Here is a 24,545-nt window from a genome sequence, read left to right on the forward strand (position 1 = left end):
CACACGCAACGCGTCAAGTTCCGCTGCCATCTACCCTTTATACAGACTTCTTCATCCGATGTCCATAGGCTGCCCCTAAGCAACAGATTCTTCAGCTATTAGCCCGAAGGACAATTTCACCCTGGCCGCGGCGGCGCGGCGCGTACCGGCGGTGTCGCCAGCGACGCGGGCCGCCTGCCAGCGGCGGCTGAGTTCGGTGACGAAGTCGCTGGCACGGACGGGGAACAAGCAGGCTGCTGGGGCTGAAACGGCTGATGAATGCGTTCAGCCGCGGATCGCCGCGCTGTCGGCCATGAACTCGAGGGTGGCTTTACTCTGCCGCGGCTCGTTGTTCATCAGGCGCAGCAGCGAGCGTCCGGCCCAGTCGGGAAGGCGACAGTCGATCAGCAGCAGGTGGCCGTCGCGCAGCGCCGCCAGCACATCGCGCGCGTCGCGTGCTCGGACTGTTGCCGGCGCGGATACTCGAGGACGTCGCCTTCGTGGATCGCGAAGTCGAGCAGATTGGCCGCCGAGCCCAGTAACTGCCAGCTGATCTTCCCGGCCCATTTGTCGGGCAGATCCACTGCGCGGCCGTTGGTCTCGGAACGGATGCCGTAGGCGTAGGCTTCGGCGCGCGCTTCGACCGTGCGCAGCGCGCGGAGCAGCAGGTCGTCGCAGCTCAGGCTGACGAAGAGCTTGAAATCTTCGATCGCCGCCAGTTGCGCCAAGGGTTTCGGGATGTCGCAGGCGCGCGTCAGGGTGCCCAACGCGCTCGCCACCGCGGGTCGGATCTTGTCCGGGTTGAGCTGTTTGCGGCTGATCAGCGAGGCGACGTACTCGTGCAGAACCCAGACCTGGTCGCGGTACCCGGCAAGCGGAAGGTCGAAGCGGCGGCTGAGGTCTTCGGCGATCCGCACGTCGAGTCGCTTTCTCGCTCAGCCTGCTCGGACGGCACCCCCTCGATCCTCCTCATCGCCCTCCAACACCTGATCGATCCCGGCGTAATCGAAGTTGTCGGCCTGGCAATGCAGGGCTTGACCCAGACCCGCATCCAGCGCTTCGATTTGCCTGATCAGGGCGTCGATTCGCGCAGTGTCCAGCGCCAGCAGGGCGTCAGCCAGCTCGCGCCGCAACGCCTCGGGCAGCGCCGCCAGGGCCGCTCGATCCAGCACCGGAACCTTCGGTGTGGCCGACGCGCCGGGCGCGCGCTCCCGGCGCCGGAAGCGCACGCCCAACAGGCGGTCCAGGCAGCCGAATATCTCTTCCGAGCGAAATGGCTTGTGCACGACGTCGTCCATCCCCGCTGCGAGCATCTCGCCTCGCTGCTCGGCGAACACCGAGGCGGTCAAGGCGACAATCTTCACCTCCCCGCCCCCCTCCAGCGCGCGAATCCGCCGTGTGACCTCCAAGCCGTCGAGCACCGGCATGCGCTGGTCCATCCAAATGAAGTGCGGATGCCAGGCCTGGTACTGTTCGATTCCCTCCATCCCGTTCACTGCCGTGCGCACCTGAAACCCGGCGCTCTCCAACAAACGCCCGAGCAGCAGGGCGTTTTCCGGCTGGTCCTCGACGATCAGAATCCGCCACTCGGGTTGGTCCGGGAGCAAGCCCAGCACATCACCGGGCGATTCCTCCGCCCGCGCCAGGTCTGCGCCGTGCAAGACCTCCACCGGCAGGTCAATCCAGAAACGACTGCCTTGGCCGAGTTCGCTGCGCAGGCCGATGCGGCCCCCCATCAGCTCGACAAACTGACGGCAGATCGCCAACCCCAGCCCGGTACCTTTCTGGGCCGACATCTGGCCCCCCTGCACGAAGGGCTCGAAGACGCGGACCTGATCCTCCGCTGCGATGCCTGGCCCGGTGTCTTCCACCTCGATCAATACCCGGGGCTGGTCGGCGTCCGCCCCGGTGTCCAGACGCAGGCTGACGCTCCCCCGCGCGGTGAACTTGATGGCGTTGCCGAGCAGGTTCACCAGCACCTGGCGCAGCCGGGTCTCGTCGCCCCGGATGTACTGCGGCGCCCGCGACGAACGTTCCAACGCCAGCGCCAAGCCTTTCTCGCGGGCACGCTGGCCCATCATCTCCATGATGTCGTCCACCATCGCGCACAGATCCAGAGGGGCTTTCTCCAACTGGATGCGCCCAGCCTCGATCTTCGCCATGTCCAGAACGTCGTTGATCAGTCCCAGCAGATGCACGCCACTGCGGTTGACGATGTCCAGGTGCTCCCGGTTTCGACCGGTCAGACCGGAATCGCGCAGCATCAGCTCGGTGAAACCCAGTATCGAGTTCAAGGGCGTGCGCAACTCGTGACTCATGTTGGCCAGGAAAACGCTTTTCGCATGGTTGGCGGCTTCGGCGCGATCCTTGGCTTCCTGCATCTCCTGTTCCGCCAGCTTGCGTTCGCTGATGTCGAAAATGGCGCCGTCGAGAAATTGTGGCTTGCCGTCCGCGCCGAGTACGGCTTTGGACTTGGCATAAACCCAATGCAACTGACCGGCGGAGTCCACCACGCGATACTCGCCGACGAAACGGCGGTGCTCAGTCACCGCCGCTTCCATCGCGGCGGTAACCCGGGCGGCATCTTCAGGATGGACGATATCGTCGAAGGCGCGCCGCCCACCGGGAGGCAGAAACTCTTCGGCCGGATGGCCCGAGAGCTTTTCAATCTCGTCGCTGACGAACAACAAGGTCCAGGGTGCACGCGGCAGGCAGCGGAAGACCACGCCGGGAATGTTGCCCACCATCGATTGCAGCCGCTGTTCGCTCTCCCGGACTTTGAGTTCGGCAGCGCCCTGACGCAAGCGGCTCCGCCAGGCGGACAAGAGCAGCAGCAGCAGAATCAGGGTGGTCAGCGCCGCGATGCCGCCGACCGCTGCGCGACGCTCGAGCGGCGCGGCGCTTGCCAGATCGCCGAGTATCAGCAAGGTCCAGTCCCCGGTCGGATCCCTCCAGTCGACCGGGTAATGCAACACGGCGTAGCGGCGGCCATCCACTCGTGCCGTGTCGGTGTTCAGGCTGAAAGGAAGGCGCAGGAACTCTCCTCTTTCGCCAATGGCCACCTGAAATTGCTTCGAGGCGTTGACCGCGCGGATCTGCTCGTCGTCGCTGTCGAGCGTGGCGCGCATGATCCAATCAGGACGGCTGGCGGCGAATACCACCTTGCTCGGCGAGACGACCAAGCCGATCCGGTGCTCACCTTGGGAGAGAAACTCGTCGAGTTCCGATGCCGGATAGCGCGCTGCGGCGACACCGATGATCTCGCTGGCGGGATGATTGCTGGCACGCACCGGCGCAGCGACGTAGTACGTCCGCCGGCCGGTACTGAGGCTCTTGGCGCCATAGATGTTTTCCGTCCCCTGCATCGCTGTCTTGAAGTAGGTGCGAAAGGACACGTCCTGGCCGATCGGCGAAATGCCCCTGAAGTCCCAGTCGGCCGTAATCCGGCCGGCCCGATTGGTCACGAAGGCATGCTCGGCACCGGCGCTGACCGCCAGTGTGTGCAAGGCCGCATGGTGGCTCAGTTGCGCCTTGGCGCGTTCGGTGTCGGTCTCTCGAGCCGCCGCGCGGAGTGTGGGGTCGCTCTGCCCGGCGAGCGCCACCATGCCCATGCCGCGGCCCACCACGGTGCGGTTGTGGAAGCTGGCCGCCTCGCGCTCGGCGGCGCTGGCCATCGTGCTGCGGAAGGCAAACTCGTTGATCGCGCGATAGGCTTCGGACGCGAACCAGCCGGCAGCCAGCGCGATGAGAACACTGACCGCAAGCGCCGCGCCGCGATCGCGCGATTGCGGCGCAGCCAGGTCGAGCCGCTCGAGGTGTGCTGGCGAGGCGCCGGAAAGAAGGTCTTGATCGCGCATGGCCAGATCCTTTCTTCTATGGACGGCGCAACGCCGGGCGATCGATCTCGGCGCAGCGGGCGGGAACAACCACGGTGTCTACCGCAAGGTCGCGCAGCGATCCGCGCCACCTTGCCAAGCGGCGGTTGGCCAGATCAATCGCTCGGCCGGCTCCGACCAAGCAGAGGAAAAGGCAAGGTGGCGCAAACAAGATCAGCACCGGCGTTCTACATGGTCATGTTGATCCCGCTGTCGCGACGACGGGCGATCTGATTACGTCCCGGTCCAGGCATCGGCCGCCTCGCACAGACCCAGCAGTTCTTCGAAGCGCATTTCCTTCGCCTGTTTGCCGAGCGCAGCGCCCAGTTCCGGATCGAGCGCGGCGACCTGTTCTGCCAGCTCGCCGCAACGTGCACCGTCCAGCACCAGCAAAGCCTCGCGCAGTTGTGCGCGCAAGGCTGCGGGCAACGCGCCCAGACGCGCGGCGTCGACGGCCGTGTGCAGGGCCGGCGCGGCTCGCTCGCCATAGACGAATGCGAGCTTCAGATGGCGGCCGATGAGTTCAAACAGATCGGCGTCGCGAAAGGGCTTGCGCAAGAACTCGTCGCAGCCGGCGGCCAGCACCTCGTCGCGCTGTTCCTCGAAGGCACTGGCGGTGACCGCGATGATCGGCGTTCGGCCCCTCTTCTCCTCGGCGCGGATGCGCCGTGCCACCTCATAGCCGTCCATCTTGGGCATGCGCATGTCCAGCAGGATCAGATCGGGCTGCTCGTCGCGCCAGCGGGCCAGGGCTTGCTCGCCATCGGTTGCCTCGATCAGCGCGAAGCCCAGCGGTTTGAGGTTCTTGATCAGGAGCTGACGGTTGGTCTCGATGTCGTCGCCGATCAGCACCCGATAGCGCGGCTGGCCGGGCTCGAGCCCGATCACCAGGCGCTGCGCCTTGGCTTCGGGCACAGCCCCTTTCAGCACCTCGAAGTCCAGCTCGAAGCTGAAGCGGCTGCCTTGGCCGGGCGCGCTGTGCACCGCGATATCGCCGCCCATCAACTGCACATGCTGCCGGCTGATCGCCAGCCCCAGTCCGCTGCCTTCCTGGGAGCTGACGCCGGCGAGCGCCTGCGAGAAGGGCTCGAACAACTTCGCCTGTTCCTCGGCGGTAATGCCCGGCCCGGTATCGCTGACGGCAAAGCGCAGCCGGCAGCGTCCGCCTTGCTCGCCGCGCAGGGCGTCCACGGCCAGCAGCACGCTGCCCTGCTGGGTGAACTTGACGGCGTTGCCCAGCAGGTTGATCAAGACCTGGCGCAGTTTGGTGGCGTCGGCGCGCACGTGGCGCGGTACCGTAGCCGCCCAATGCACCCGCAGCGACAGGCTTTTGAGGGTGGCGCGCTCGCGCAACAGCTCGCCGAGTTCGCCGAGCAGCGCGTGCAGGTCGCAGTCGATGGGCTGACAGGTGGCGCGGCCGGACTCGATCTTGGAGATGTCCAGCACGTCGTTGATCAGCCCGAGCAGGTGCTCGCCGCTGCGGTGTATGGTGGCGAGGTTCTCGGCCTGCTCAGCCGTCAGCCGGGCGCGGCCTGTGCGCGCTTCGCGCCGCATCAGGTCGGCGAAACCGAGGATGGCGTTCAAGGGTGTGCGCAACTCGTGGCTCATGTTGGCGAGAAACGCCGACTTGGCGCGGTTGGCGACTTCGGCCGCCATCTTTGCATCCAGAATGGCGTCCAGCGCGGCCTTGCGTTGCGTGATGTCGCGAAAGACGACGATCGCGCCGACCATGGCAAAACCTTGCTTGAGGGGGGTTGTCGTGTATTCGACGGGGATACTGGACCCGTCTTTGCGCCAGAAAACCTCGGCATCGACGGTTCGCGGTCGACCATCCTGAAAGGTCTGGTAGCGGGCGCATTCGGACTCGGGAAAAGGGGTGCCATCAGGATACGAATGATGGACGAGATCGTGCATTCTCCGTCCCAGCATTTCGGCCTCGGCATATCCGAGGAGAGCCGCAGCGGCCGGGTTGCTGAAGGTGATTTCGCCGTTGGCATTGGTCCCGATGATGCCGTCGCTGACCGAAGCGAGGATCTGCCGGTGTCGAGTTTCCGTGCTGCGAAGCTCTTCGGTGATGTGTTGGACTTTTTGCTCGGCAGAGTTCGCGTAGTCGAGCATGCCTTGAAAGTCGACCAGGTGAACCGGTTCATCGCCTTCGATCCAGGCATCGTGGCCGGGCGGGAGCATGGAGACGTCCCCGGCTTTCACCACATGGCGGACGCCGTCCTGCTCGACAATCATGACGCCAGACATGTGGTATTGCAGGTGCGGGGCTTGGCACAGATCGGTATGAACGATCGGCTTGACCGATTCGGACCATTTCCATCCCGGTTCGAAGGTGGCGCGTCCGACGACGGTTCCTCCGACCTCGATCAGCTCGACGCGACCTTTGGGAAACGTGCGAACTTCAACCGGGTGGGTGAAGCTCTTTACCTCGACCTTCTTCATGACTGCCGCTCCTTTCTTCATCACCTCGACGACCGCCGCGCCCGACGGCGCTGGGCTGGGCGTCGGAGTCGTCGCTGCCCGCTCGCCATTCGATCGAGCCGCCGGACCACAGGCGGCAGAAAATCGCGGAGATCGGTGGGAAACGGTTGGCCGAGGATGTGCTCGTAGACCTTCCTTCGCGGTCGCCTGGCCGCCCCGATGGAAGGTCGAAAGGCATTCATCATCAGCTTCAGCAGCAGTTCGATGCGCATCGCGCTCACTCGCTCCCGAGTCCAGGGCGGCGACGTACTGGGCGACCAAAGGCTCGAGGAACAGGGCTGGCCAGGCCACAGGCAGAGCGCCCAGGCGCGCGGCGTCGCCGATGCGGCGCCTTCCGGAGAGACCTAGTCGAGCCGCGGCGGGCGTAATCCGTCGGCCCTCTCAGCTTGCTCGAGCCCGCGCACCGCGACTTTCCTCATTCCCCGCAAGGCCTCGTCCATCCCCGCGTAGTCGAAGTCATCGGCCTGGCTGCGCAGGACTTGACCCAGAATTGCATCCAGTGCTTCGACTTGCCTGATCAGGGCGTCGATGCGCGCGGTGTCGAGCATCAGCAGGGCGTCCGCCAGATCACGCCGCAAGGCCTCCGGTAGCGCTGCCAGGGCCGCGCGGTCCAGCGCCGGTGCGGTCCGGGCGGCCGGCGCGCCGGGCCCGGTCTCGCGACGCTGGAAGCGCACGCCCAACAGGCGCTCCAGGCAGCCGAATATCTCCTCCGAGCGAAATGGCTTATGCAAGACATCGTCCATCCCCGCTTCGAGCATCTCACCCCGCTGCTCGGCGAACACCGAGGCGGTCAGGGCGGCAATCTTGACCGCCCCGCCCCCCTCCAGCACGCGAATTCGCCGTGTTGCCTCGACGCCGTCGAGCACCGGGATGCGCCGATCCATCCAGACGAAGTGCGGATGCCAGGCCTGGTACTGTTCGATTGCCTCCACCCCGTTCGCTGCCGTGCGCACCTGAAACCCGACGCTCTCCAACAAACGCCCGAGCAGCAGGGCGTCTTCCGGCTGGTCCTCGACGATCAGAATCCGCCATTCGGGTTGGTCCGGGAGCAAGCCTAGCACCTCGCCGGGCGATTCCTCGCTCCCCGCCAGCTCGCCGCCGTTCAGGATGTCCACCGGCAGGTCAATCCAGAAACGACTACCCTGGCCCAGCTCGCTGCTCACACCGATGCGGCCCCCCATCAGCTCGACAAACTGTCGGCAGATCGCCAACCCCAGCCCCGTACCTCTCTGGGACGACATCTGCTCTCCCTGCACGAACGGCTCGAACACCCGTACCCGATCTGGCGCTGCGATACCGGGTCCGGTGTCCTCCACCTCGAGCAATAACCGGGGCTGGTCGGCGCCCCCCCCGGTGCCCAGACGCAGGGTGACAGTCCCCCGCTCGGTGAACTTGATGGCATTGCCGAGCAGGTTCACCAGCACTTGGCGCAGCCGGGTTTCGTCGCCTCGGATGTGCCGCGGCACCCGCGACGAGCGTTCCAAAGCCAACGCCAACCCTTTCTCGCGGGCACGCTGGCTCATCATCTCCATGATGTCGCCTACGATCACGTCGAGGTCCAGCGGGACCTTCTCCCACTGAATGCGCCCGGCCTCGATCTTGGCCATGTCCAGAATGTCGTTGATCAGTCCCAACAGGTGCGCGCCACTGCGGTTGACGATGTCCAAGTGCTCCCGGTCGCGGCGGACCAGACCCGAGCCGCGCCGCATCAGCTCCGTGAAGCCCAATATCGCGTTCAATGGCGTGCGCAGCTCATGGCTCATGTTGGCCAGGAACGCCGATTTCGCCCGGTTGGCCGATTCTGCTTGCTCCTTGGCCGCCACCAGCTCCGCCGTGCGTTGCTCGACCAAGTCCTCCAGACGGTCCCGGTAGGCGAGCAATTCGGCTTCCGCCCGCTTGCGGTAGGTGATGTCGTTGAAGATGGCCAGCGATTTGTCCCCGATCAGGGCGCTGATCACATGCGCTATCCGCACCGCGCCATCGCGGCAGGTGATATGGGCTTCGCTGAGCACGAAATCGGAACCCTTCTGCTTGGCGCTCTCCATACCCGCCAGCCAGAGATCGAACATGTCCTGGCGATACACCGGATCAGGGTAGGCGCGCTGGAACCAGTCATTGACGTGCGGCAGTTCCTCGGGCCGATAGCCGAAAAGCTCGATGAACCGGGGGTTGAGATATTCGATGTTGCCCTCCGCTCCGGCGACGCCGATCGCCATCGGCAAGGCTTCGATCATGCGGCGAAACTTCGTCTCGTTGTCGCGTAGCGCGTCCTCCATCTGCTTGCGCTCGGTGATGTCGCGGCCAACACCGACGATGGCCACGACCTGGCCATTTTCGTCGACGACCGACTGGTCGGCCCAACCGAACCAGCGCCAGCCGGCCTGGGTCAGTGCGCGCTGCTCGTGATAATCCCGGTAAGGCGGCCGGAACAGATCCTCCATGGATTTCGCGGTGGACTCCTGGTCGTCCGCGTGCACCAGAGGCATGAAAGTCCGCCCCAGGAGTTCCGCCTCCGTTTTGCCGAAAACCTGGCAGTAAGACGGACTGACGAAGAGAAAGCGGTTTTCCGGATCGACCTTGACGATCAGATCGGTCTGATGATCGACCAGCAGCCGGTACTTTTCCTCGTTGGCGCGTCGCACCGCTTCAGTGCGGATTCTCTCTGCGATTTCAGCCTTGAGCTCGGCATTGGTCCGGATCAGATCGGCAGTACGCTCGGCGACACGCTCTTCAAGCTGCTGGTTCAGTTCAAGCAGTGCGTCCTCTGCGCGTTGGCGCTCGCCAATCTCGGCCTGCAGTGCCCGGTTCTGGGCTTCGATGCGCGCCTGCAGGCGATGCAGCCGAAGCTGGGCATCGATTCGCGCGAACACCTCCTCGGCCTGATAGGGCTTGCTGATGAAATCCACGCCGCCCACGGCAAATGCCTGGATCTTGTTGGCCGTTTCGTCGGCTGCGCTGAGGAAGATCACCGGCACACTGGCTGAGCGTTCGTCGGCCTTCAGGCGGCGGCAGACCTCGTAACCGTCCATACCCGGCATTTGCAGATCGAGCAGCACCAGATCAGGCAGCTCGCCGGCGACGGCGGCCAAGGCGGATGGACCGTCGAGCACCGGGCGAACCCAGAAACCCTGCGCCGACAACAGCCGCGCCAATAGCCCCAGACCATCCCGGTTGTCGTCGACCACCAGAATACTGGCCAATGCTTGTGGCTGTGCTCCAGGCATCTCAAAGGCTCCTGCGCGCTTTCACCGGCCCCTGGTTGTACCCCAGCATGGCCATATTGGTGTTTGCGATAATCATTATCGGCCTTCCATCATCCGACCGCAATTCCCCCAATCTGGTGCCGCACGCCGCGCCATCTGCACCAAGTCTGCGATCTGGCCGTAGCCTAAGTCGCCCGCCAGCGTGCAAAGCTGGGCCGCCGGCGGGCTGCCGCCCGGCTACCGCGAGCTCTTGGCCGGCCATTTCTTCGCGCAAACAATCGATTTCCACAATGTTGATGCGGATCTCCGCCTGCCTCACCCAGGCCGACGACTCGCCGGTCAGTGATCCCAGGGTGTCGGCCAGCGCGTTCTCGTCGAGCATTGGCGCCTTGGCCGCCCCGCCGGTGCCACCGTGAACGTAGCGCACGCCCCGACGTATTGCATCTCCCCCGAGCTGCGCCGCCATCCGACATTGCGGCGCTCACGGCCGGTCAATCGCCAGTCCCCGACAGCCAGGAGGTGGCGAGCGCCGGCGGTACCGTGCGCGTGGCGTCAGCCCGCGACGGTGTAGCCGGTCAGTGGCGCACCGACCGAGAGCGTCCTGGCCACCATCGGCAACCGGTCTGCGTTGACCCAGCAACCGACGCCCAGACGCAGGGCGGAGTCGGTGTAGCCAGCAAGGTGCGTGACGTGTCGCCTGAATCAGTCCCGCGCCGGATCGAGGATGACGATAGCCCGGAAGTCGTTGACGTTGGTCAGCGTCGGCCCGGTGATCACGGCATCGTTCAGCGCTCCGAAGAAGCCATGGCCATCGTTGTTCTGCAGCGCGTCCATCGGCTTGATGCCTTTGGCCCAGGCGCGGGCCAGCGTATCCGGGGCGAGCAGCGCGCCAGCGACTTCTTCCAGCCCGTCGACCCCGTCCGTATCGCCCGCCATCGCATGAATGCGCGGCGCGCCGTCGAGCACGACGCCCAGCGATAGGAGAAATTCGACATTACGCCCGCCGCGGCCGTTGCCGCGTACGGTGACGCTGGTTTCGCCGCCCGATAGCAGCACGCATGGGGTAGCGAACGGCTGGCCATGCTGGACGACGTGCAGCGCGATGCCGGCCATGACCTTGCCGACATCGCGCGCCTCACCCTCGATGGCGTCACCTAGAATGTAGGGCGTCAGGCCGGCATTGGCGGCCACCTCGGCCGCTGCTTCCAGCGCCATCTGCGGGGTGGCGATGATGCGCGTGGTGCAGGCGGCCAGGCGAGGATCTTCCGGTTTGATCGATTCGCCACGGCCGGATTCGAGAATCTCGCGCAAGCTCTGCGGCAATTCGATTTCGTAGCGGCGCACGATGGCCAGCGCATCGGCACAAGTCGTGGGATCAGCGACCGTCGGGCCGGAAGCGATGTCGCACGGATTGTCTCCGGGCACGTCGGAAATCAGCAGCGTGAGCACCTTGGCCGGGTAGCAGGCAGCCGCCAGACGTCCGCCCTTGATCGCCGACAGGTGACGGCGGACGCAGTTGATTTCGCTGATCGTGGCGCCCGACTTGAGCAACGCGCGATTGACCGCCTGCTTGTCTCCAAGCGTCACGCCGGGCAGAGGCAGGGGCAGCAGCGCGGAGCCCCCACCGGAAATCAGGCACAGCACGGTGTCGTCGGCAGTCAGGCCGGAGACACGCTCCAGAATACGCTCGGCAGCCGCCAGGCCAGCAGCATCGGGTAGCGGATGCGCTGCCTCGACGATCTCGACGTGGGCGCAGGGAACAGCGTAACCGTAACGTGTAACGACCAGACCTTCCAGCGGGCCGGGCCAGTTTTTCTCGACCGCCTGCGCCATAGCCGCCGAGGCCTTGCCCGCCCCGACGACGACCAGACGACCCTTGGGCGCTGGCGGCAGATAAGGCGGAACGCCGCGCGCGGGCTGGGCGGCTTCGACCGCGGCGAGGAACATCTGGCGCATAAGATCGCGTGGGTGCATGGTGGTTTCCTGGTTCATGGTTGCACGGCGCGCGGAGATCGACGGAATCGACGACATCGTTCAGCCGAACCGTCCGTCCAAGCGCCCGGCCGACGATTCAATCGCGGCTGAAACCGCAGCGCCAAGCGGACGTGCTCCAGGTCTCAGTCAGTGTGCGATCTGCAGCGGCAGCGGCGAATAGTTGACCCGCCGGATTTCGACCAGGCGCTTCTCCTCGACTTTTCCTTCGACAATCTCGTAGCCCATCAAGGCGAAAACGCGGCCGCGTACGAAGAGCGGTCGCGCGTTGCCGTACCAATCGACGCACGAGGCGCGGCAGGCATCGTTGCGCTCGTTCTGTGCCGGCCGGGCGACGAGCGTGCCGAGTTCGCTCAAGGCGAGACCGCGGTTGCGCAAGTAGAGAATAGCCGCCGAGCCGGTGCTCAGTTGGCGTGCGGCCGATTCGTCGCGGCCGATGATCGGCAGTCCGAGCAAGCCGTCGACCTCACTCTCCGCCTTGTAGAAGAAACCGTGGCTGCGGGTCTCTCCCTGCGCGGCACCCGGACGCAGGTGGCGGTCGACGGTTGCCGGCGGATCGGACAAACGAACGCTGGTCAGGTGCAGATCCTTGCCGTCACTGCCAACCACCAGAGCATGATTGCCGAGCGCCTCGATGCGGTCGACCGGGTGGACGAGCGGCACTTCGTGCACCTCGCCTGCCGCGTAGCGTACGGCGAAAATCGGCGAGCGGACGGCAGCGGACGGCACCGACCAGCCACTGCCCGCGCCATAGATCAGGTAGGGTCCGATGTAACGGCTCTGTACGGCGTATCCCGCCGGCTTCGGCAAGCGCAGATAAGCATCCTTCGGAACTTCATCCTTGCCGTCGGAAAAGCTGGCCAGCGCGACGCGCATCAGGGCGAGTTCGCCAGCACCTGACTCGGCTGCCCACATGCCGTCGCCACGCCCGTTCGAGCGCAGCAGCACGTTCAACATGCCGCGCTCGTCCTCCAAGAACGAGAATTGATCGATCGGGCTGCCGGCGGTCTTCAGCGCGCTCGGTGGCGAGCCGTCGAGCGGAATGCGAAAAACGGCCGAAACGGGTGCCGCCGCCAGGACACCGCTACGCCAGGCGGTCGTCCAAACGAAGACCGAGTTCGGCGAGACGTAGAAGACACGCCCCGGCGGGCCGAGTACGGCGGTGCTTCTGCAATCGAGTTCGGGCTGCGCCAGATCGCAAATGGCCACGCTGTGCAGGGCGACTCCGGCAAATGGATCGAGCGCCTCGTCGCTGCGATAGATTCGAGTCGCCGGCGCGATCCGTTTGAAGTCGCTCGGCAAGGCACCGGGGCGCCAGCGCCGGACGGCGGGAAAGGCGGCGTACGGGTCGCCCCATGGACTGAGCACGTGCGGCGAATAGACGATCAGCTTGTTGCCGACCAGGCGGCTGGCGTAGTTGCGCGACGAATAGTAGTCGTTGGAGCGCAGATGGTAGGTCGCCCGGTAGCTCAGACGGCCATCCTGCGCGAGGTCGAAGACGCCAATCTCACTGCCGCCGCGCGCATAGCTGTAGCCGATGACGACCAGCGTGTTGCCGGAGATGAGCATTTCGTCGTACCACGCACCTTGCGGGTCGACCTCGGGGCCATACGCGTCGATTGCCGAGATCGGCCGCAGATCGTGCCCGGCGATCCGCACCGTAAATAGCCGGCCACGCCGCAGGATGACCAGGTGGTCGCCGTGCAGTTTCACGATGCCGCCCTCGTCGACGCCGGCGTGCTGGACGTTGGTCACCGATTCCGCCTTGCCCGCGGTCGCCGGAGCTGCGGTGGCGGGGGCCGGCGTGGGTGCCGGAAGTGGCAGCGCCTGGGTGCTCGGCGCGGCGCCCTCCGCCTTCTTCAGGCGCGCCTGCTGCGCGTCGTCGCGCCGGCGCTGCGCCTCGTCGGCCCAGCGCTTGAACAATCCGGCGAGTTGCTGTTCGTCGTCGAAAGCGCGCAGCGTCTTGCGCGGCGCGCTCGGCTCACTCGCTGCGTCGACCGACAGCGGCCAGCTCGGTACGGCACCGAAAATGGCAAGCGCGAGGCAGAGGGGAGCGGCTGTACGGAGCATCGTCCTTCCTTTCAGTCTGCATGTGTCCAACCCGACCAGCGACGGGGAGTAGATCGCCCTGCATCGACCGGCTCGACCCCTGGTCGGCCGGCCGACCCCTGCCGGCTGCCATCGGCGCGCCCGGTGAACCGGCGCCAGCAGCGGACGATTTGCGACGATGATAGCGCGCTTTCGCCACAGCTTCGCGGCATGGCGCTGCGCCGCGCGCCAGGCGTGCCTGCCCGTACTCCTCACATTTTCCTGACTTAACTCCGATTTTTCTGGCAATCCGCGCGGGCGTTTTCTATACTGTTCGGAAAATAAAGGAAAACGGCCATTCGAGCGAGGAGACATAGGATGGAGCTATACGTCGCCGGCCAGTTGCCGGAAGCGCTGTTGGTCGGCGTGCCCGACATCGACCAGCAGCACGAGGAAATTTTCAACCGCATTTCGCTGCTCAAGGCGCAGTGTCTGGAAAGCGGCTTTGCCGCGGTGGAAGGCTTTGCCGACGTGCTCGAGCTGTTTGCCCAGCATTTTGCCACCGAGCAGATGCTCGCCGAGGAAGCGGCGATCGACTTCGGCGAACACGCCAGCATCCATCAAGATACGCTGCGCATTCTGTACAAGGCGCTGAGCGATGCGCTTGCCGGCGACCAGGACGTCTATTCGCTATTGCGCTACGCCGAATACTGGTTTGAGCGCCACATCGGCGAGGACGACCGTTTGTTCGCCAGCGCGCTGTCGGCAGCCAACGGCCGGCACACCAGCCAGCAACGGCGGCCGCTCAGTTCGTCCTTTTCGGCGCACGCCTGACGGCAACCGGCGCAGCACTGGGCGCCGGGCGGCGCGGTGGCTGCGATTGCGCCTTGCGCTCTGCGCTCCCTGGGGCGGCGGCCCGAGTGTTGCCCGCAGGCTGAAAAGCCGGCACGAGCTGCTGCCGTCCGCTGCCAATGAGGTCGGCCCGCCCCATACGGCGTAGCGCTTCGCGCAGCAGCGGCCAGTTGTCGGGATCGTGGTAACGCAGAAACGCCTTGTGCAGCCGGCGCTGCCGGCCTGAGCGTATGCGCTCCACCGTCTCCGGACCCCGGCTCAGCTTGCGCAAGGGGTTCCTGCCACTGTGGTACATCGCGCTGGCAAGCGCCATCGGTGTGGGTAGGAAGGTCTGCACCTGATCGAGGCGGAAGCCGTTGCGCTTCAACCACAAGGCCAGATTCAACATGTCCCGATCGCTGGTTCCCGGATGAGCCGCGATGAAGTACGGGATCAGATACTGCTCCTTGCCCGCTTCGCGCGAGAACTTTTCGAACATCACTCTGAACCGGTCGAAGGAAGCGATCCCGGGTTTCATCATGTGCGCCAGCGGACCTTCTTCGGTGTGTTCAGGCGCGATCTTCAGATAGCCGCCGACATGGTGCCTGACCAGTTCGCGCACGTACTGCGGGTCACCAACGGCGAGATCGTAGCGCAGACCTGAACTGATCAGCACCTTCTTCACTCCGGGTAGGCTGCGCGCCTGACGGTAAAGTTCGATCAGCGGCGTATGGTCGGTGTTCAGGTTCTCACAGAGGCGCGGAAAGACGCACGACAGGCGGCGGCAGGCGGCTTCGATGCGCTCATCCCGGCAACCCAGACGGTACATGTTGGCGGTCGGCCCGCCGAGATCGGAAATCACCCCGGTGAACCCGGGCGTGCGCTCGCGAATCTCGCCGATTTCGCGCACGATCGATTCCGGTGAGCGGCTCTGCATGATGCGCCCCTCGTGCTCGGTGATCGAGCAGAAGGTACAACCGCCGAAGCACCCGCGCATGATGTTGACCGAAAAGCGGATCATTTCGAAAGCGGGAATCTTTGCCGCGCCGTACGCCGGATGCGGCCGGCGTTGAAACGGCGCGGCAAAGACGCCGTCCAGTTCGGCCGTGCGCAGCGGAATCGGCGGCGGGTTGAGCCAGACATCGCGCTCACCGTGCGCCTGAACGAGCGCCCGCGCATTGCCCGGATTCGATTCCAGGTGGAGGATGCGCGAGGCGTGCGCATAAAGCACCGGGTCTGCCGCAACCTGTTCGTAGGCAGGCAGACGAATCACCGTCCGCGCGCGCGCTGCCTGGCGAGCGCGGACGAACTCGATGCGGCTGACCGCGCTGACCGGCCGCTCGGCGTCCACCGAAGGCCCTTCGCCCGCGGCACAGGCGGCGCGGCGAGCGTCCGGATCGCTGGCGGACGCCGCATAGGGATCGGGCAGGCGGGCAGGCGGACCCGGCGTATCGACCTCGCTCGAATCGAGCTCCGACCAGTCGGCACCCGGCCGCCAAGCGCGCGCGACGACGAACGCGCTGCCGCGCAGGTCGCGAATCTCGCTCATCTTCTCGCCGGCGGCCAAGCGATGCGCGAGTTCGACGACGGCGCGCTCCGCGTTACCGAAGATCAGCAGATCGGCCTTGGCGTCGAGCAGCACCGAGCGGCGTACCTTGTCCGACCAGTAGTCGTAATGCGCGATCCGCCGCAGGCTGGCCTCGATCGAACCGATGACGACATTGACGCCGGGAAAGGCTTCGCGGCAACGCTGCGCATAGACGACGACGGCGCGATCCGGGCGCTTGCCCGGCGCGCCGTCCGCCGTATAGGCATCGTCCGAGCGCAGCTTGCGGTCGGCCGTGTAGCGGTTCACCATCGAGTCCATGTTGCCCGCGGTCACCCCGAAGAAGAGGTTAGGCCGGCCGAGCGTACGAAAGGCGTCGGCCGACTGCCAATCGGGCTGACTGATGATGCCAACGCGAAAGCCCTGTGCCTCGAGCAGACGTCCGATCAGCGCCATGCCGAAGCTGGGATGGTCGACGTAGGCGTCGCCGGTAACCAGAATCACGTCGCACGAATCCCAGCCGAGTTCCTCGACTTCGTCGCGCGACATCGGCAGGAAGGGCGCCGGTCCGAAACGCGCAGCCCAGAACTTGCGGTAGGAAAACAGCTCGCGCGGCTCACTCGCGCTGGCGAAGGCTGCGGCAGTCAATGCGCCTCGTCCCAGTTGCGCCCGGCACCGACGTCGACCACCAGCGGAACGCGCAGGCTGGCGAGTTCGCTCATCAGCCGCGGCACTTCTCGGCGCAGCACGGGCAACTCGCTCTCCGGCACTTCCAGAACGAGTTCGTCATGCACCTGCATCAGCAGGCGCGTCTGCAGATGCTCGGCGTCGAGCCAGCCCTGTACGGCGATCATCGCCGCCTTGATCAGGTCGGCGGCCGTTCCCTGCATCGGCGCGTTGATCGCCGCGCGCTCGGCGGCCTGCCGACGGGCCGCTACCGGCGAGTGGATTTCCGGCAGCCAGAGCCGTCGGCCAAAGACCGTTTCGACGTAACCACGCGCTTTCGCCGTTTCGCGCGTCGTCGCCATGTAACCGGCAACGCCGGGATAGCGCGCGAAATAGCGCTCGATATACGCCTTCGCCGCACTGCGTTCGAGGTCGAGCTGGCGTGCCAGGCCGAAGGCGCTCATGCCGTAGATCAGTCCGAAGTTGATCACCTTGGCGACGCGCCGCTGCTGCGCACCGACCTCGGCCGGCGGCAGGCCGAAAATCTCCGCCGCGGTCGCCCGATGGACATCCTCACCCTGGGCAAACGCGTCGAGCAGGCGCTGGTCTTCCGACAGATGCGCCATGATTCGCAGCTCGATCTGCGAATAGTCGGCCGAAACGATGACGCTGCCCGGCGGAGCGACGAAAGCCGCGCGGATGCGCCGCCCTTCCGCCGTGCGCACGGGAATGTTCTGCAGGTTCGGGTCGTTCGAGGCAAGGCGGCCGGTGACCGCTACTGCCTGCGCGTAGCTCGTATGCACACGGCCGGTCGTCGCCTCGACCATCTGCGGCAACTTGTCGGTGTAGGTCCCCTTGAGCTTGGCCAGTTGACGCGCTTCGAGCAGAATCTTCGGCAAGGGATAGTCGAGCGCCAGTTCCGAGAGCACCTCTTCGTCGGTCGACGGCGTTCCCGTCGGCGTCTTCTTCTTCACCGGCAGGGCCAGCCGGTCGAACAGAATCTCGGCCAACTGCTTGGGCGAGTTCACATTGAACGGCTGCCCGGCGGCGGCGTGCGCCTTGCTTTCCAGATCGAGCAGACGCTGGCCGATTTCGCGGCTCTGCCGGCTCAACAGCTCGCCGTCGATCAGCACGCCGCTGCGCTCCATGCGGAAGAGGACATCGCGCACCGGCATCTCGATCTCCTCGTAGACGTGCCGCAAGCCGCTCTCGGCAGCAATCAGCGGATACATCACGGCGTGCAGGCGCAGGCACAGATCGGCGTCCTCGGCCGCGTATTCGCTCGCTTGCTCGATCGCCACCTGCGAGAAGCCGATCTGACGCGCGCCTTTACCGCAGAGCGTTTCGTAGGAAATCGTCGCCAGGCCAAGATGCCGGCTGGCCAGTTGGCCGAGATCGTGTCCACGTACGCCGTCCTTGCCCGCTTCGAGGACGTAAGACTGGAGCAGCGTGTCGTGCCGGACGCCGGCCAGGCGAATTCCGTGGTTGGCCAGCACATGTTGATCGTATTTCAGGTTCTGCCCGATCTTCGCGTGCTGCGCCGATTCCAGCCAGGGTTTCAGGCGCGCCAGAACCTGCTCGCGCGGGAGCTGCGCGGCAACCCCCGGATAGTCGTGCGCCAGCGGCAGGTAGGCCGCTTCCCCCGGCGCGACGGCGAACGACACGCCGACGATACGCGCCGCAAACGGATCAAGGCTGCTCGTTTCAGTATCGAAGGCGGTCAACGCGCACTGCTCGATCTTCGCCACCCAGCGTGCGAAGCCGGCTTCGTCGACGATCGTTTCATAGGCGGCACGGTGCGCGCCGGCCTCGGCGGCTGCGGCGGGCGTGCGCGCCAGCGGCGCAACCGCCTGCGGCGCAGCGCCCCCCTCCCCGGCCGCCGCCGTACGCTCGACTTCGGCCAGCCACGAGCGCATCTCGAAGCGCTTAAACAGCTCGACCAGGCGTTTGTGCTCGAGCGGGCGAGGCTTCAGGTCGGTCGGCGCCACCGGCAAATCAACATCGTAGCGCACGGTCAACAGGCGCCGGGCAAGCGGCAGGAAGTCGAGCGCCTGGCGCAGGTTCTGCCCGACGACGCCGCTGATCTCGCCGGCAGCAGCGATCACTGCATCGAGCGAACCGTACTCGGACAGCCACTTGACGGCTGTCTTGGCGCCTACCCGGGGAACGCCTGGCACGTTATCGACGCTGTCGCCGATCAGCGCCAGATAATCGACGATGCGCGTCGCCGGGACGCCGAACTTGCCGAGCACACCGGCTTCGTCGAGTACCTCGTTGCTCATCGTGTTGACCAGCTTGATGCGCGCATTGACGATCTGGGCCAGGTCCTTGTCTCCGGTCGATACGACGACCTGCATCCCCTGCTCCGCCGCCTGCCTGGCGAGCGTCGCAATGACATCGTCCGCCTCGACGCCATCGATCACCAGCACAGGCCAGCCAAGCGCGCCGATCGCCGCGTGCAGCGGCTCGATCTGGCTCGCCAGATCGTCCGGCATCGGCGGCCGGTTCGCCTTGTACTGCGGATACCAGTCGTCGCGAAACGTCTTGCCACGAGCATCGAAAACGCACGCCTTGTACACCACATCGGTCGCCTCGCCGTCGTTCTCGAGCCGGCGCAGCATGCCGAGGACGCCATGCAGCGCGCCGGTCGGCTCGCCCTGGCTGGTACGCAAGTCGGGCAAGCCGTGAAAGGCACGGTAAAGATACGATGAACCGTCGACAAGGAGGAGCGTAGGCATGAACGGAGTGAACGATCTCGGTGAGCGAGGAATGGACCACCGATCAGCCGGCAAACACCGACGACCAGCCTGGCCACACGCGGCGCGCCTTTGGCGACGCCAGGTGACATCGTGCGAGCACCGGCAATTATGGCAGAGTTGCGCGCCGTGCTCGACAGGTTTGGCCTGAACCTGGGCGACGATCTGTACTACAATCGAAAGGCATTCGGCCCTCTTGCTGCCCGCCGCCCAGCACCGCCACCCGATCGATCTGCCGGAAAAACTCGCATGCTTCGCTACCCTTTCTCCCTTGCCGTCCTCAGCCTGCTGATGACGCCTGCCTTGGCGCAGAACGCTTCCGATCGGCAGCCACTACCGGTGGTCCCGCCCCCGCCACCCGAGATGGCACCTTTCGATGCGGCGCTCGAACCCGAGGTGACGATCCGCAAGCGCGAGGGTGATACCGTCGAGGAACACCGCATCAAGGGCAAGCTGTACATGATCAAGGTGACGCCCGAACACGGCGTTCCCTATATCCTGATCGACCGCCAAGGTGACGGCGTGTTTACGACGATGGACACGCCAGGCAGCCCGGCGCTCAGCGTGCCAATGTGGGTGATCGGCACGTTCTGACGGTCGGCGCCAACGGCGACCAGCACTACCCCGCCAACGTGGCGAGCTCCGGCGTGCGCCAGAGCATGCAGCACGCCGCGCGAGGCCGATTCCCGGCGCCAAGATAGGCATTTCCGATGGCGAGTTTCCCGTTCGCCGCGCCGGCTTTCGACGGCAAGAGTCGACGCGTTGTCGCCACCAGTGCGCTCGCCTGGATCAGGCAAGGTTGGGCGATCTATGCGGTCGATCCCGGAACCTGGATCGCCATCATGCTCGGCCTCCTGCCCATTTTGGCGGCGCTCGTGTTGCTCCCACCGATCGGCCACGTGCTGCTTATCGTGCTCACCCCGCTACTCGTGGGCGGCATGCTGTTCGCCTGCCGGCATGCGGCGCGCGAGCAGGCCGTGCGCTGGCGCGAACTGTTCGCCGGACTGCGGCGCAATGCGCCCGGTCTACTCGCGCTCGGCGGGCTCTACCTGGGCGGTGTGCTGCTCATCGCGGGTGCACTCGCGCTGTCCGGTGACAACCTGGCCGGCATCCGGCCGGAAGCCGCACGCGCGCTCAGCGGCGCTCGCACGCTCGGCCCGATCGGATTGCCATCGCTGCTCGTCGCGGCAGTACTGCTGCTGGCAACCGGATTTGCCCCGGCGCTGGTGCTGTTCAACCGCTTGCCGCCGCTCCGGGCGCTGAAAGCCAGCGTCAACGCCAGCCTGAAGAACCTGCCCGCCCTGCTCCTCCTGGCGCTGCTCGGCAGCCTTCCCTGCCTGGTTGCCGCCCTTCCTTTCGGCCTCGGTTTCATCTTTCTCGGTCCGGTCGTCGCCGGTTCGATGTATGCTTCCTACCACGACATCTTCCTCGGCGACTGAGCGCCGTTTGGCAATCCGATCATGCAAGCACTGACTCTTCCCGCTCGACACGGCTGGCGCTGGCTGGCCGATGGCTTCCGCCTTTTCCGCAAAAACCACGGCATGCTCGCTTTTCTCGTCGTCAGCTATTGGCTGCTGATGGCCGTGCTCAACCTGATCCCGTGGCTCGGCACGGCGGTTACGACCCTGTGCATTCCAGCCTTTTCGGTCAGTCTGATGAACGCCTGCCGCAATATCGAGCGAGCAGCGCCACTTTCCCCGCAAATTCTTTTTTCAGGCTTCCAGAGCAACCTGCCGGCGCTGCTCACGCTGGGCGCCGTCTACCTGGTGGCCACGCTGTGCATTCTCGGCATCTCCTCGCTGGCCGATGACGGTGTCCTGCTGCGCCTGATGATGGCGGGCGAGAAGCCAACTCCCGAAGCGATCGCCGATGGCCGTTTCGTCGTCGCCAGCCAGATCGCGCTGCTGCTTCTCTGCCCACTGATGATGGCCTACTGGTACGCGCCGATGCTCGCAGCCTGGCATCGCTTTTCGCCCGGAAAAGCGCTCTTCTTCAGCTTTGTCGCCTGTCTGCGCAACTGGCGCGCCTTTCTCGTCTACTCGCTCGCCGTCGCCTTCGTCTGCATGCTGGCGCCGGTGTTCCTGCTCGGCCTGCTCGCGGTGCTGCTACAGGAAAGCAGCGCGCTGGTCAGTGGCCTGGTCGTCGTCGGCACCATCCTGGTCATCGCCCCGACCGTGTTTGCCAGTTTCTACGTCAGCTTCAGGGATGTCTTCGTCACCGGCAGCGATGCCTGAAGCGGATGATCGCCGACCGCTCGGCGTCTTCGGTGGCACCTTCGACCCGCTTCATTTCGGTCATCTGCGACTCGCCGAGGAGGCCTGCGAGCGGCTGCAACTCGCCGCTGTGCGCTGGATTCCCGCTGGCCAACCGGCCCTGCGCGGCTCGCCAAGGGTCAGCGCCGCGCAGCGCCTGGCCATGGTGCGTCTGGCAACTGCCGACAACGCGCGCTTTACCGTCGATTGCGCCGAAGCTGCAGTCAGCCAGGCAAGTTACACGGTACCCACACTCGAACGCCTGCGGCGGCCCGAGGTCTGCGGCGCGCAGCGACCCCTCGTCCTTCTGCTCGGCGCCGATGCTTTCCTCCGCCTGCCCGAATGGCATCGCTGGCAGTCGCTTTTTGCACTGGCGCACATTGCCGTCGCGCATCGACCCGGTTCCTCGCTGGCCGAACGCAGCCTGCCGCCGGCGCTCGGCGACGCCTGCCGCGAACGCTTCTCAACCGACGCTGCGCAGTTGAGCGACGCGCCGGCCGGCCGCGTCGTCCCCTTTGCGATGACCCCACTGGCCATCTCGGCGACGCAAGTCCGTGCGCTGCTCGCCGCTGGCGAAAGCGTGCGCTATTTGCTGCCCGACGCGCTGATCGCTTATATTCGGGCACATCACCTCTACACGGAGCATTGATTCGCGGATGAATCTGATCGAACTGGAAAAGCTGGTCGTAGCTGCACTCGAAGACATCAAGGGACATGACATCGAGGTCATTGACACAAGCCGCCTGACCTCGCTTTTCGAACGTATGGTGATTGCCTGCGGCGACTCGCACCGCCAAGTGAAATCGCTGGCGCGCAATGTCCAGGAAAAGGTGCGCGCCGGCGGCGCGCATGTCCTCTCCTGCGAAGGCGAAGAGGTCGGCGAATGGATTCTTGTCGATCTCGGCGACATCATCGTGCACGTGATGCAGCCGGCCGTACGCAGCTATTACAACCTGGAAGAGCTCTGGGGCGGCAAGGGACCGTTGCGCGTACGGCAAACCATGGCTGCAGCCGGCTAGCCAGCGGCTGCGCAAGGGATGAAACTCGCCATCCTCGCCGTCGGCCACAAGCCGCCCGACTGGGTGGCGCGCGGGTGCGACGACTATCTGCGGCGGATGCCGCGCGAGCTCGGCCTGGCGGTCATCGAGGTCAAGCCCGAGGCGCGTTCCGGCAAGACACGCCAACAGCTTCTCGCGGCGGAAAAGACGCGCCTGCTCGCCGTTCTGCAAAACTACCCGCGCCTCGTCGTACTCGACGAACGCGGCACGGATCTGAGCACGCTGCAGTTGGCCGAACACCTTGAGCACTGGCTGCAGGGCGGCGACGACACGGCCTTCGTCATCGGCAGCGCGGACGGCGTCGACGAATCGCTGAAGCAACAGGCCAACGCCACGATCCGCCTGTCCAGCCTGACCTTGCCGCACGCGCTGGCACGTCTGATCCTGTGCGAGCAGCTTTATCGTGCCGTCAGCGTAATCCGACACCATCCTTATCACAGACAAGACTGATGCCGGCCCGATCGCTGCTCCCGACGCGCCTCTACCTGGCCTCGCGCAGCCCCCGTCGACGCGATCTTCTGCTGCAGATCGGGATCAGTTTCGATCCGCTCATTTTCCGACAGGCGCCGCGCGAGGATCACGAACTCGACGAAACGCCGCAGCCCGGCGAGGATGCCGCGAGCTACGTCGAACGTCTCGCGCGCAACAAGGCCGAACACGGTTGGCGCATCGTCAAGGGGCGCAACTTGCGCCTGCAGCCCGTCCTCGCCGCCGACACGACGGTCGAACTGAACGGCCAGGTAATCGGCAAACCGGCTGACGCGGTCGCTGCCCAGGACATCCTGCACCGCCTTTCCGGCCAGACGCACCGGGTCCTCACGGCGGTCGCGATCAGCTTCCAGGGCCGGCTGGATACAGCACTATCGTGCAGCGAAGTGCGCTTTCGCACGCTCGAGGACGGCGAAATACGGCGCTACGTCGCTACCGGCGAACCGATGGACAAGGCTGGTGCCTATGCCATCCAGGGTCGCGCTGCGGTCTTCGTCGAGCACCTCGCCGGCAGCTATTCGGGTGTGATGGGCTTGCCGCTCTACGAGACGGCACAACTGTTGAAGGCTTTCCAAAACCTCCCCACCCAACACGCCTGAGCCGTCCTGCGAGCCTTCCGAGACGCCTGGCATGGCGCTGCCAGCAGAGGCCGCGCTGCTGGTGAAGAAATCTTGTAACGCTGCCGAGGCCGACCCAGCGCCCCCCCGCCACAAGATTTCTTGAACGCCCAACCGGCTGTTCTGATTGGCTTAATTGCTCATATCTGGGGAAGCACGTGACAAGATGACATGGCCTCGGCACTGACCCGGCTGCTACAACTGGGACAGGACATCCGAGGAGGCACACATGAACAGCCCGATGAAGCGGCCATTGCGTCCGCAACGCCAGCGCTCGTGTGCTTTCGGCAATGCTGCGTGAAATCCCAGCGTTGGTTTGGTACCGTGGTAGGCTCGTAACTACCGTTCGAGAGGCTTGGCGATGTCGTCGTCTTTACCTGCAACCGCCCCGCAACTGGCCGAAACCGCGGCGGCGCTTGCGCAATGGCGGAGCACCCGCCTGCGCAGCACTCACATTCCAGAGGATCTATGGTCGCAAGCGACCGAACTCGCCGGGCGGTACGGTATCGCCAAGGTCGCCGTCGCCCTGAAGCTGGACTACAAAAGTCTGAAGCGCCGCGTGAGCACCAAGCACAGCGCCGACGACGCGCGCAGCACGCCCGTGTCATCGCGCTTCGTCCAACTGCAGATTTCCGGATCTCGAAGGAAACCCGGATGGCACGTTAGACCAGCGCAAAGGTCATTCTGGCTCCGGTTTCCGGATGTGGGAATTCCTGCTCGGTGAGTTCGTCGAGGAGGGCGGCGATGGCACGGTCATGGACTGGAC

Annotated in this window: 18 protein-coding genes; 8 read left to right on the forward strand and 10 right to left on the reverse strand. The window is 65.4% G+C overall.

The window, feature by feature from the left end; genetic code table 11:
• Window positions 1-264: 264 nt before the first annotated feature.
• The 8 genes from Q1L59_RS01045 to Q1L59_RS01085 all read right to left on the reverse strand — a co-directional run bounded on the left by Q1L59_RS01045 (window position 265) and on the right by Q1L59_RS01085 (window position 13,606).
• Window positions 265-420, reverse strand: a complete 156-nt coding sequence (locus Q1L59_RS01045) for a hypothetical protein (protein WP_300327439.1) — start codon at window positions 418-420, stop codon at window positions 265-267.
• Complete coding sequence (locus tag Q1L59_RS01050; protein ID WP_300327440.1) at window positions 384-896, reverse strand: hypothetical protein; 513 nt, start codon at window positions 894-896, stop codon at window positions 384-386. Before Q1L59_RS01050 ends, Q1L59_RS01045 begins: the two co-directional genes overlap by 37 nt.
• A gap of 18 nt (window positions 897-914) precedes the next feature.
• The gene (locus Q1L59_RS01055; RefSeq protein ID WP_300327441.1) at window positions 915-3,836 is read right to left on the reverse strand and encodes an ATP-binding protein; all 2,922 of its coding nucleotides are present in this window, start codon (window positions 3,834-3,836) and stop codon (window positions 915-917) included.
• A 252-nt stretch (window positions 3,837-4,088) separates the two neighbouring features.
• A complete protein-coding gene (locus tag Q1L59_RS16685) occupies window positions 4,089-6,323 on the reverse strand; it encodes an ATP-binding protein (RefSeq protein ID WP_366145603.1) in 2,235 nt (744 codons plus the stop codon).
• A gap of 362 nt (window positions 6,324-6,685) precedes the next feature.
• Window positions 6,686-9,565 carry a response regulator gene (locus Q1L59_RS01070; RefSeq protein ID WP_300327442.1) on the reverse strand — a complete coding sequence of 960 codons (2,880 nt, stop codon included), beginning with the start codon at window positions 9,563-9,565 and terminating at the stop codon, window positions 6,686-6,688.
• Between the two features lies 1 nt (window position 9,566).
• Complete coding sequence (locus Q1L59_RS01075; protein WP_300327443.1) at window positions 9,567-9,926, reverse strand: hypothetical protein; 360 nt, start codon at window positions 9,924-9,926, stop codon at window positions 9,567-9,569.
• Window positions 9,927-10,246: 320 nt separating this feature from the next.
• Window positions 10,247-11,518, reverse strand: a complete 1,272-nt coding sequence (locus tag Q1L59_RS01080; protein WP_300327444.1) for a glycerate kinase — start codon at window positions 11,516-11,518, stop codon at window positions 10,247-10,249.
• Between the two features lie 147 nt (window positions 11,519-11,665).
• A complete protein-coding gene (locus Q1L59_RS01085; RefSeq protein WP_300327445.1) occupies window positions 11,666-13,606 on the reverse strand; it encodes a beta-propeller domain-containing protein in 1,941 nt (646 codons plus the stop codon).
• Window positions 13,607-13,942: 336 nt separating this feature from the next.
• Between Q1L59_RS01085 and Q1L59_RS01090 the strand changes: the two genes are divergently transcribed.
• Window positions 13,943-14,398, forward strand: coding sequence for a hemerythrin domain-containing protein (locus Q1L59_RS01090; protein ID WP_300327446.1), 456 nt, complete (start codon window positions 13,943-13,945; stop codon window positions 14,396-14,398).
• On the opposite strand, the gene Q1L59_RS01095 is transcribed toward Q1L59_RS01090, so the two are convergent.
• The gene (locus Q1L59_RS01095) at window positions 14,370-16,589 is read right to left on the reverse strand and encodes a YgiQ family radical SAM protein (RefSeq protein WP_300327447.1); all 2,220 of its coding nucleotides are present in this window, start codon (window positions 16,587-16,589) and stop codon (window positions 14,370-14,372) included. The genes Q1L59_RS01090 and Q1L59_RS01095 overlap by 29 nt on opposite strands.
• Entirely contained in the window at window positions 16,586-19,345 is a 2,760-nt protein-coding gene (gene polA / locus Q1L59_RS01100) for a DNA polymerase I (protein ID WP_300327448.1), read from the reverse strand. The genes Q1L59_RS01095 and polA overlap by 4 nt, the downstream gene beginning before the upstream one ends.
• Window positions 19,346-19,612: 267 nt before the next feature.
• Here polA and Q1L59_RS01105 point away from each other — a divergent pair, with 267 nt between their 5' ends.
• From Q1L59_RS01105 to Q1L59_RS01135, 7 genes are all read left to right on the forward strand, one after another.
• Entirely contained in the window at window positions 19,613-19,957 is a 345-nt protein-coding gene (locus Q1L59_RS01105; RefSeq protein WP_300327449.1) for a DUF2782 domain-containing protein, read from the forward strand.
• A gap of 116 nt (window positions 19,958-20,073) precedes the next feature.
• Window positions 20,074-20,802 carry a BPSS1780 family membrane protein gene (locus Q1L59_RS01110; RefSeq protein ID WP_300327450.1) on the forward strand — a complete coding sequence of 243 codons (729 nt, stop codon included), beginning with the start codon at window positions 20,074-20,076 and terminating at the stop codon, window positions 20,800-20,802.
• 21 nt (window positions 20,803-20,823) lie between these two features.
• Window positions 20,824-21,597 carry a BPSS1780 family membrane protein gene (locus Q1L59_RS01115; protein WP_300327451.1) on the forward strand — a complete coding sequence of 258 codons (774 nt, stop codon included), beginning with the start codon at window positions 20,824-20,826 and terminating at the stop codon, window positions 21,595-21,597.
• Window positions 21,590-22,264: a nicotinate-nucleotide adenylyltransferase gene (gene nadD / locus Q1L59_RS01120; RefSeq protein ID WP_300327452.1), complete on the forward strand. Its 675-nt coding sequence runs from the start codon at window positions 21,590-21,592 to the stop codon at window positions 22,262-22,264. Before Q1L59_RS01115 ends, nadD begins: the two co-directional genes overlap by 8 nt.
• A gap of 7 nt (window positions 22,265-22,271) precedes the next feature.
• Window positions 22,272-22,634 carry a ribosome silencing factor gene (rsfS, locus tag Q1L59_RS01125; protein WP_300327453.1) on the forward strand — a complete coding sequence of 121 codons (363 nt, stop codon included), beginning with the start codon at window positions 22,272-22,274 and terminating at the stop codon, window positions 22,632-22,634.
• An 18-nt stretch (window positions 22,635-22,652) separates the two neighbouring features.
• A complete protein-coding gene (gene rlmH / locus Q1L59_RS01130) occupies window positions 22,653-23,123 on the forward strand; it encodes a 23S rRNA (pseudouridine(1915)-N(3))-methyltransferase RlmH (RefSeq protein ID WP_300327454.1) in 471 nt (156 codons plus the stop codon).
• On the forward strand, window positions 23,123-23,761 hold the full coding sequence (locus Q1L59_RS01135) for a Maf family protein (RefSeq protein WP_300327455.1): 639 nt from the start codon (window positions 23,123-23,125) through the stop codon (window positions 23,759-23,761). Before rlmH ends, Q1L59_RS01135 begins: the two co-directional genes overlap by 1 nt.
• Window positions 23,762-24,545 lie beyond the last annotated feature (784 nt).

Origin of the sequence: Accumulibacter sp., from assembly GCF_029255125.1 — a bacterium.
Classification (GTDB): domain Bacteria; phylum Pseudomonadota; class Gammaproteobacteria; order Burkholderiales; family Rhodocyclaceae; genus Accumulibacter.

Coding starts and splice junctions, on each gene's coding strand:
- Q1L59_RS01080 (WP_300327444.1), bottom strand. CDS start 11,518: ATGCACCCACGCGATCTTATGCGCCAGATGTTCCTCGCCGCGGTCGAA.
- Q1L59_RS01090 (WP_300327446.1), top strand. CDS start 13,943: ATGGAGCTATACGTCGCCGGCCAGTTGCCGGAAGCGCTGTTGGTCGGC.
- Q1L59_RS01075 (WP_300327443.1), bottom strand. CDS start 9,926: ATGCTCGACGAGAACGCGCTGGCCGACACCCTGGGATCACTGACCGGC.
- Q1L59_RS01110 (WP_300327450.1), top strand. CDS start 20,074: ATGGCGAGTTTCCCGTTCGCCGCGCCGGCTTTCGACGGCAAGAGTCGA.
- rlmH (WP_300327454.1), top strand. CDS start 22,653: ATGAAACTCGCCATCCTCGCCGTCGGCCACAAGCCGCCCGACTGGGTG.
- Q1L59_RS01115 (WP_300327451.1), top strand. CDS start 20,824: ATGCAAGCACTGACTCTTCCCGCTCGACACGGCTGGCGCTGGCTGGCC.
- Q1L59_RS01085 (WP_300327445.1), bottom strand. CDS start 13,606: ATGCTCCGTACAGCCGCTCCCCTCTGCCTCGCGCTTGCCATTTTCGGT.
- Q1L59_RS01105 (WP_300327449.1), top strand. CDS start 19,613: ATGCTTCGCTACCCTTTCTCCCTTGCCGTCCTCAGCCTGCTGATGACG.
- Q1L59_RS01135 (WP_300327455.1), top strand. CDS start 23,123: ATGCCGGCCCGATCGCTGCTCCCGACGCGCCTCTACCTGGCCTCGCGC.
- Q1L59_RS16685 (WP_366145603.1), bottom strand. CDS start 6,323: ATGAAGAAAGGAGCGGCAGTCATGAAGAAGGTCGAGGTAAAGAGCTTC.
- nadD (WP_300327452.1), top strand. CDS start 21,590: ATGCCTGAAGCGGATGATCGCCGACCGCTCGGCGTCTTCGGTGGCACC.
- polA (WP_300327448.1), bottom strand. CDS start 19,345: ATGCCTACGCTCCTCCTTGTCGACGGTTCATCGTATCTTTACCGTGCC.
- rsfS (WP_300327453.1), top strand. CDS start 22,272: ATGAATCTGATCGAACTGGAAAAGCTGGTCGTAGCTGCACTCGAAGAC.
- Q1L59_RS01055 (WP_300327441.1), bottom strand. CDS start 3,836: ATGCGCGATCAAGACCTTCTTTCCGGCGCCTCGCCAGCACACCTCGAG.
- Q1L59_RS01070 (WP_300327442.1), bottom strand. CDS start 9,565: ATGCCTGGAGCACAGCCACAAGCATTGGCCAGTATTCTGGTGGTCGAC.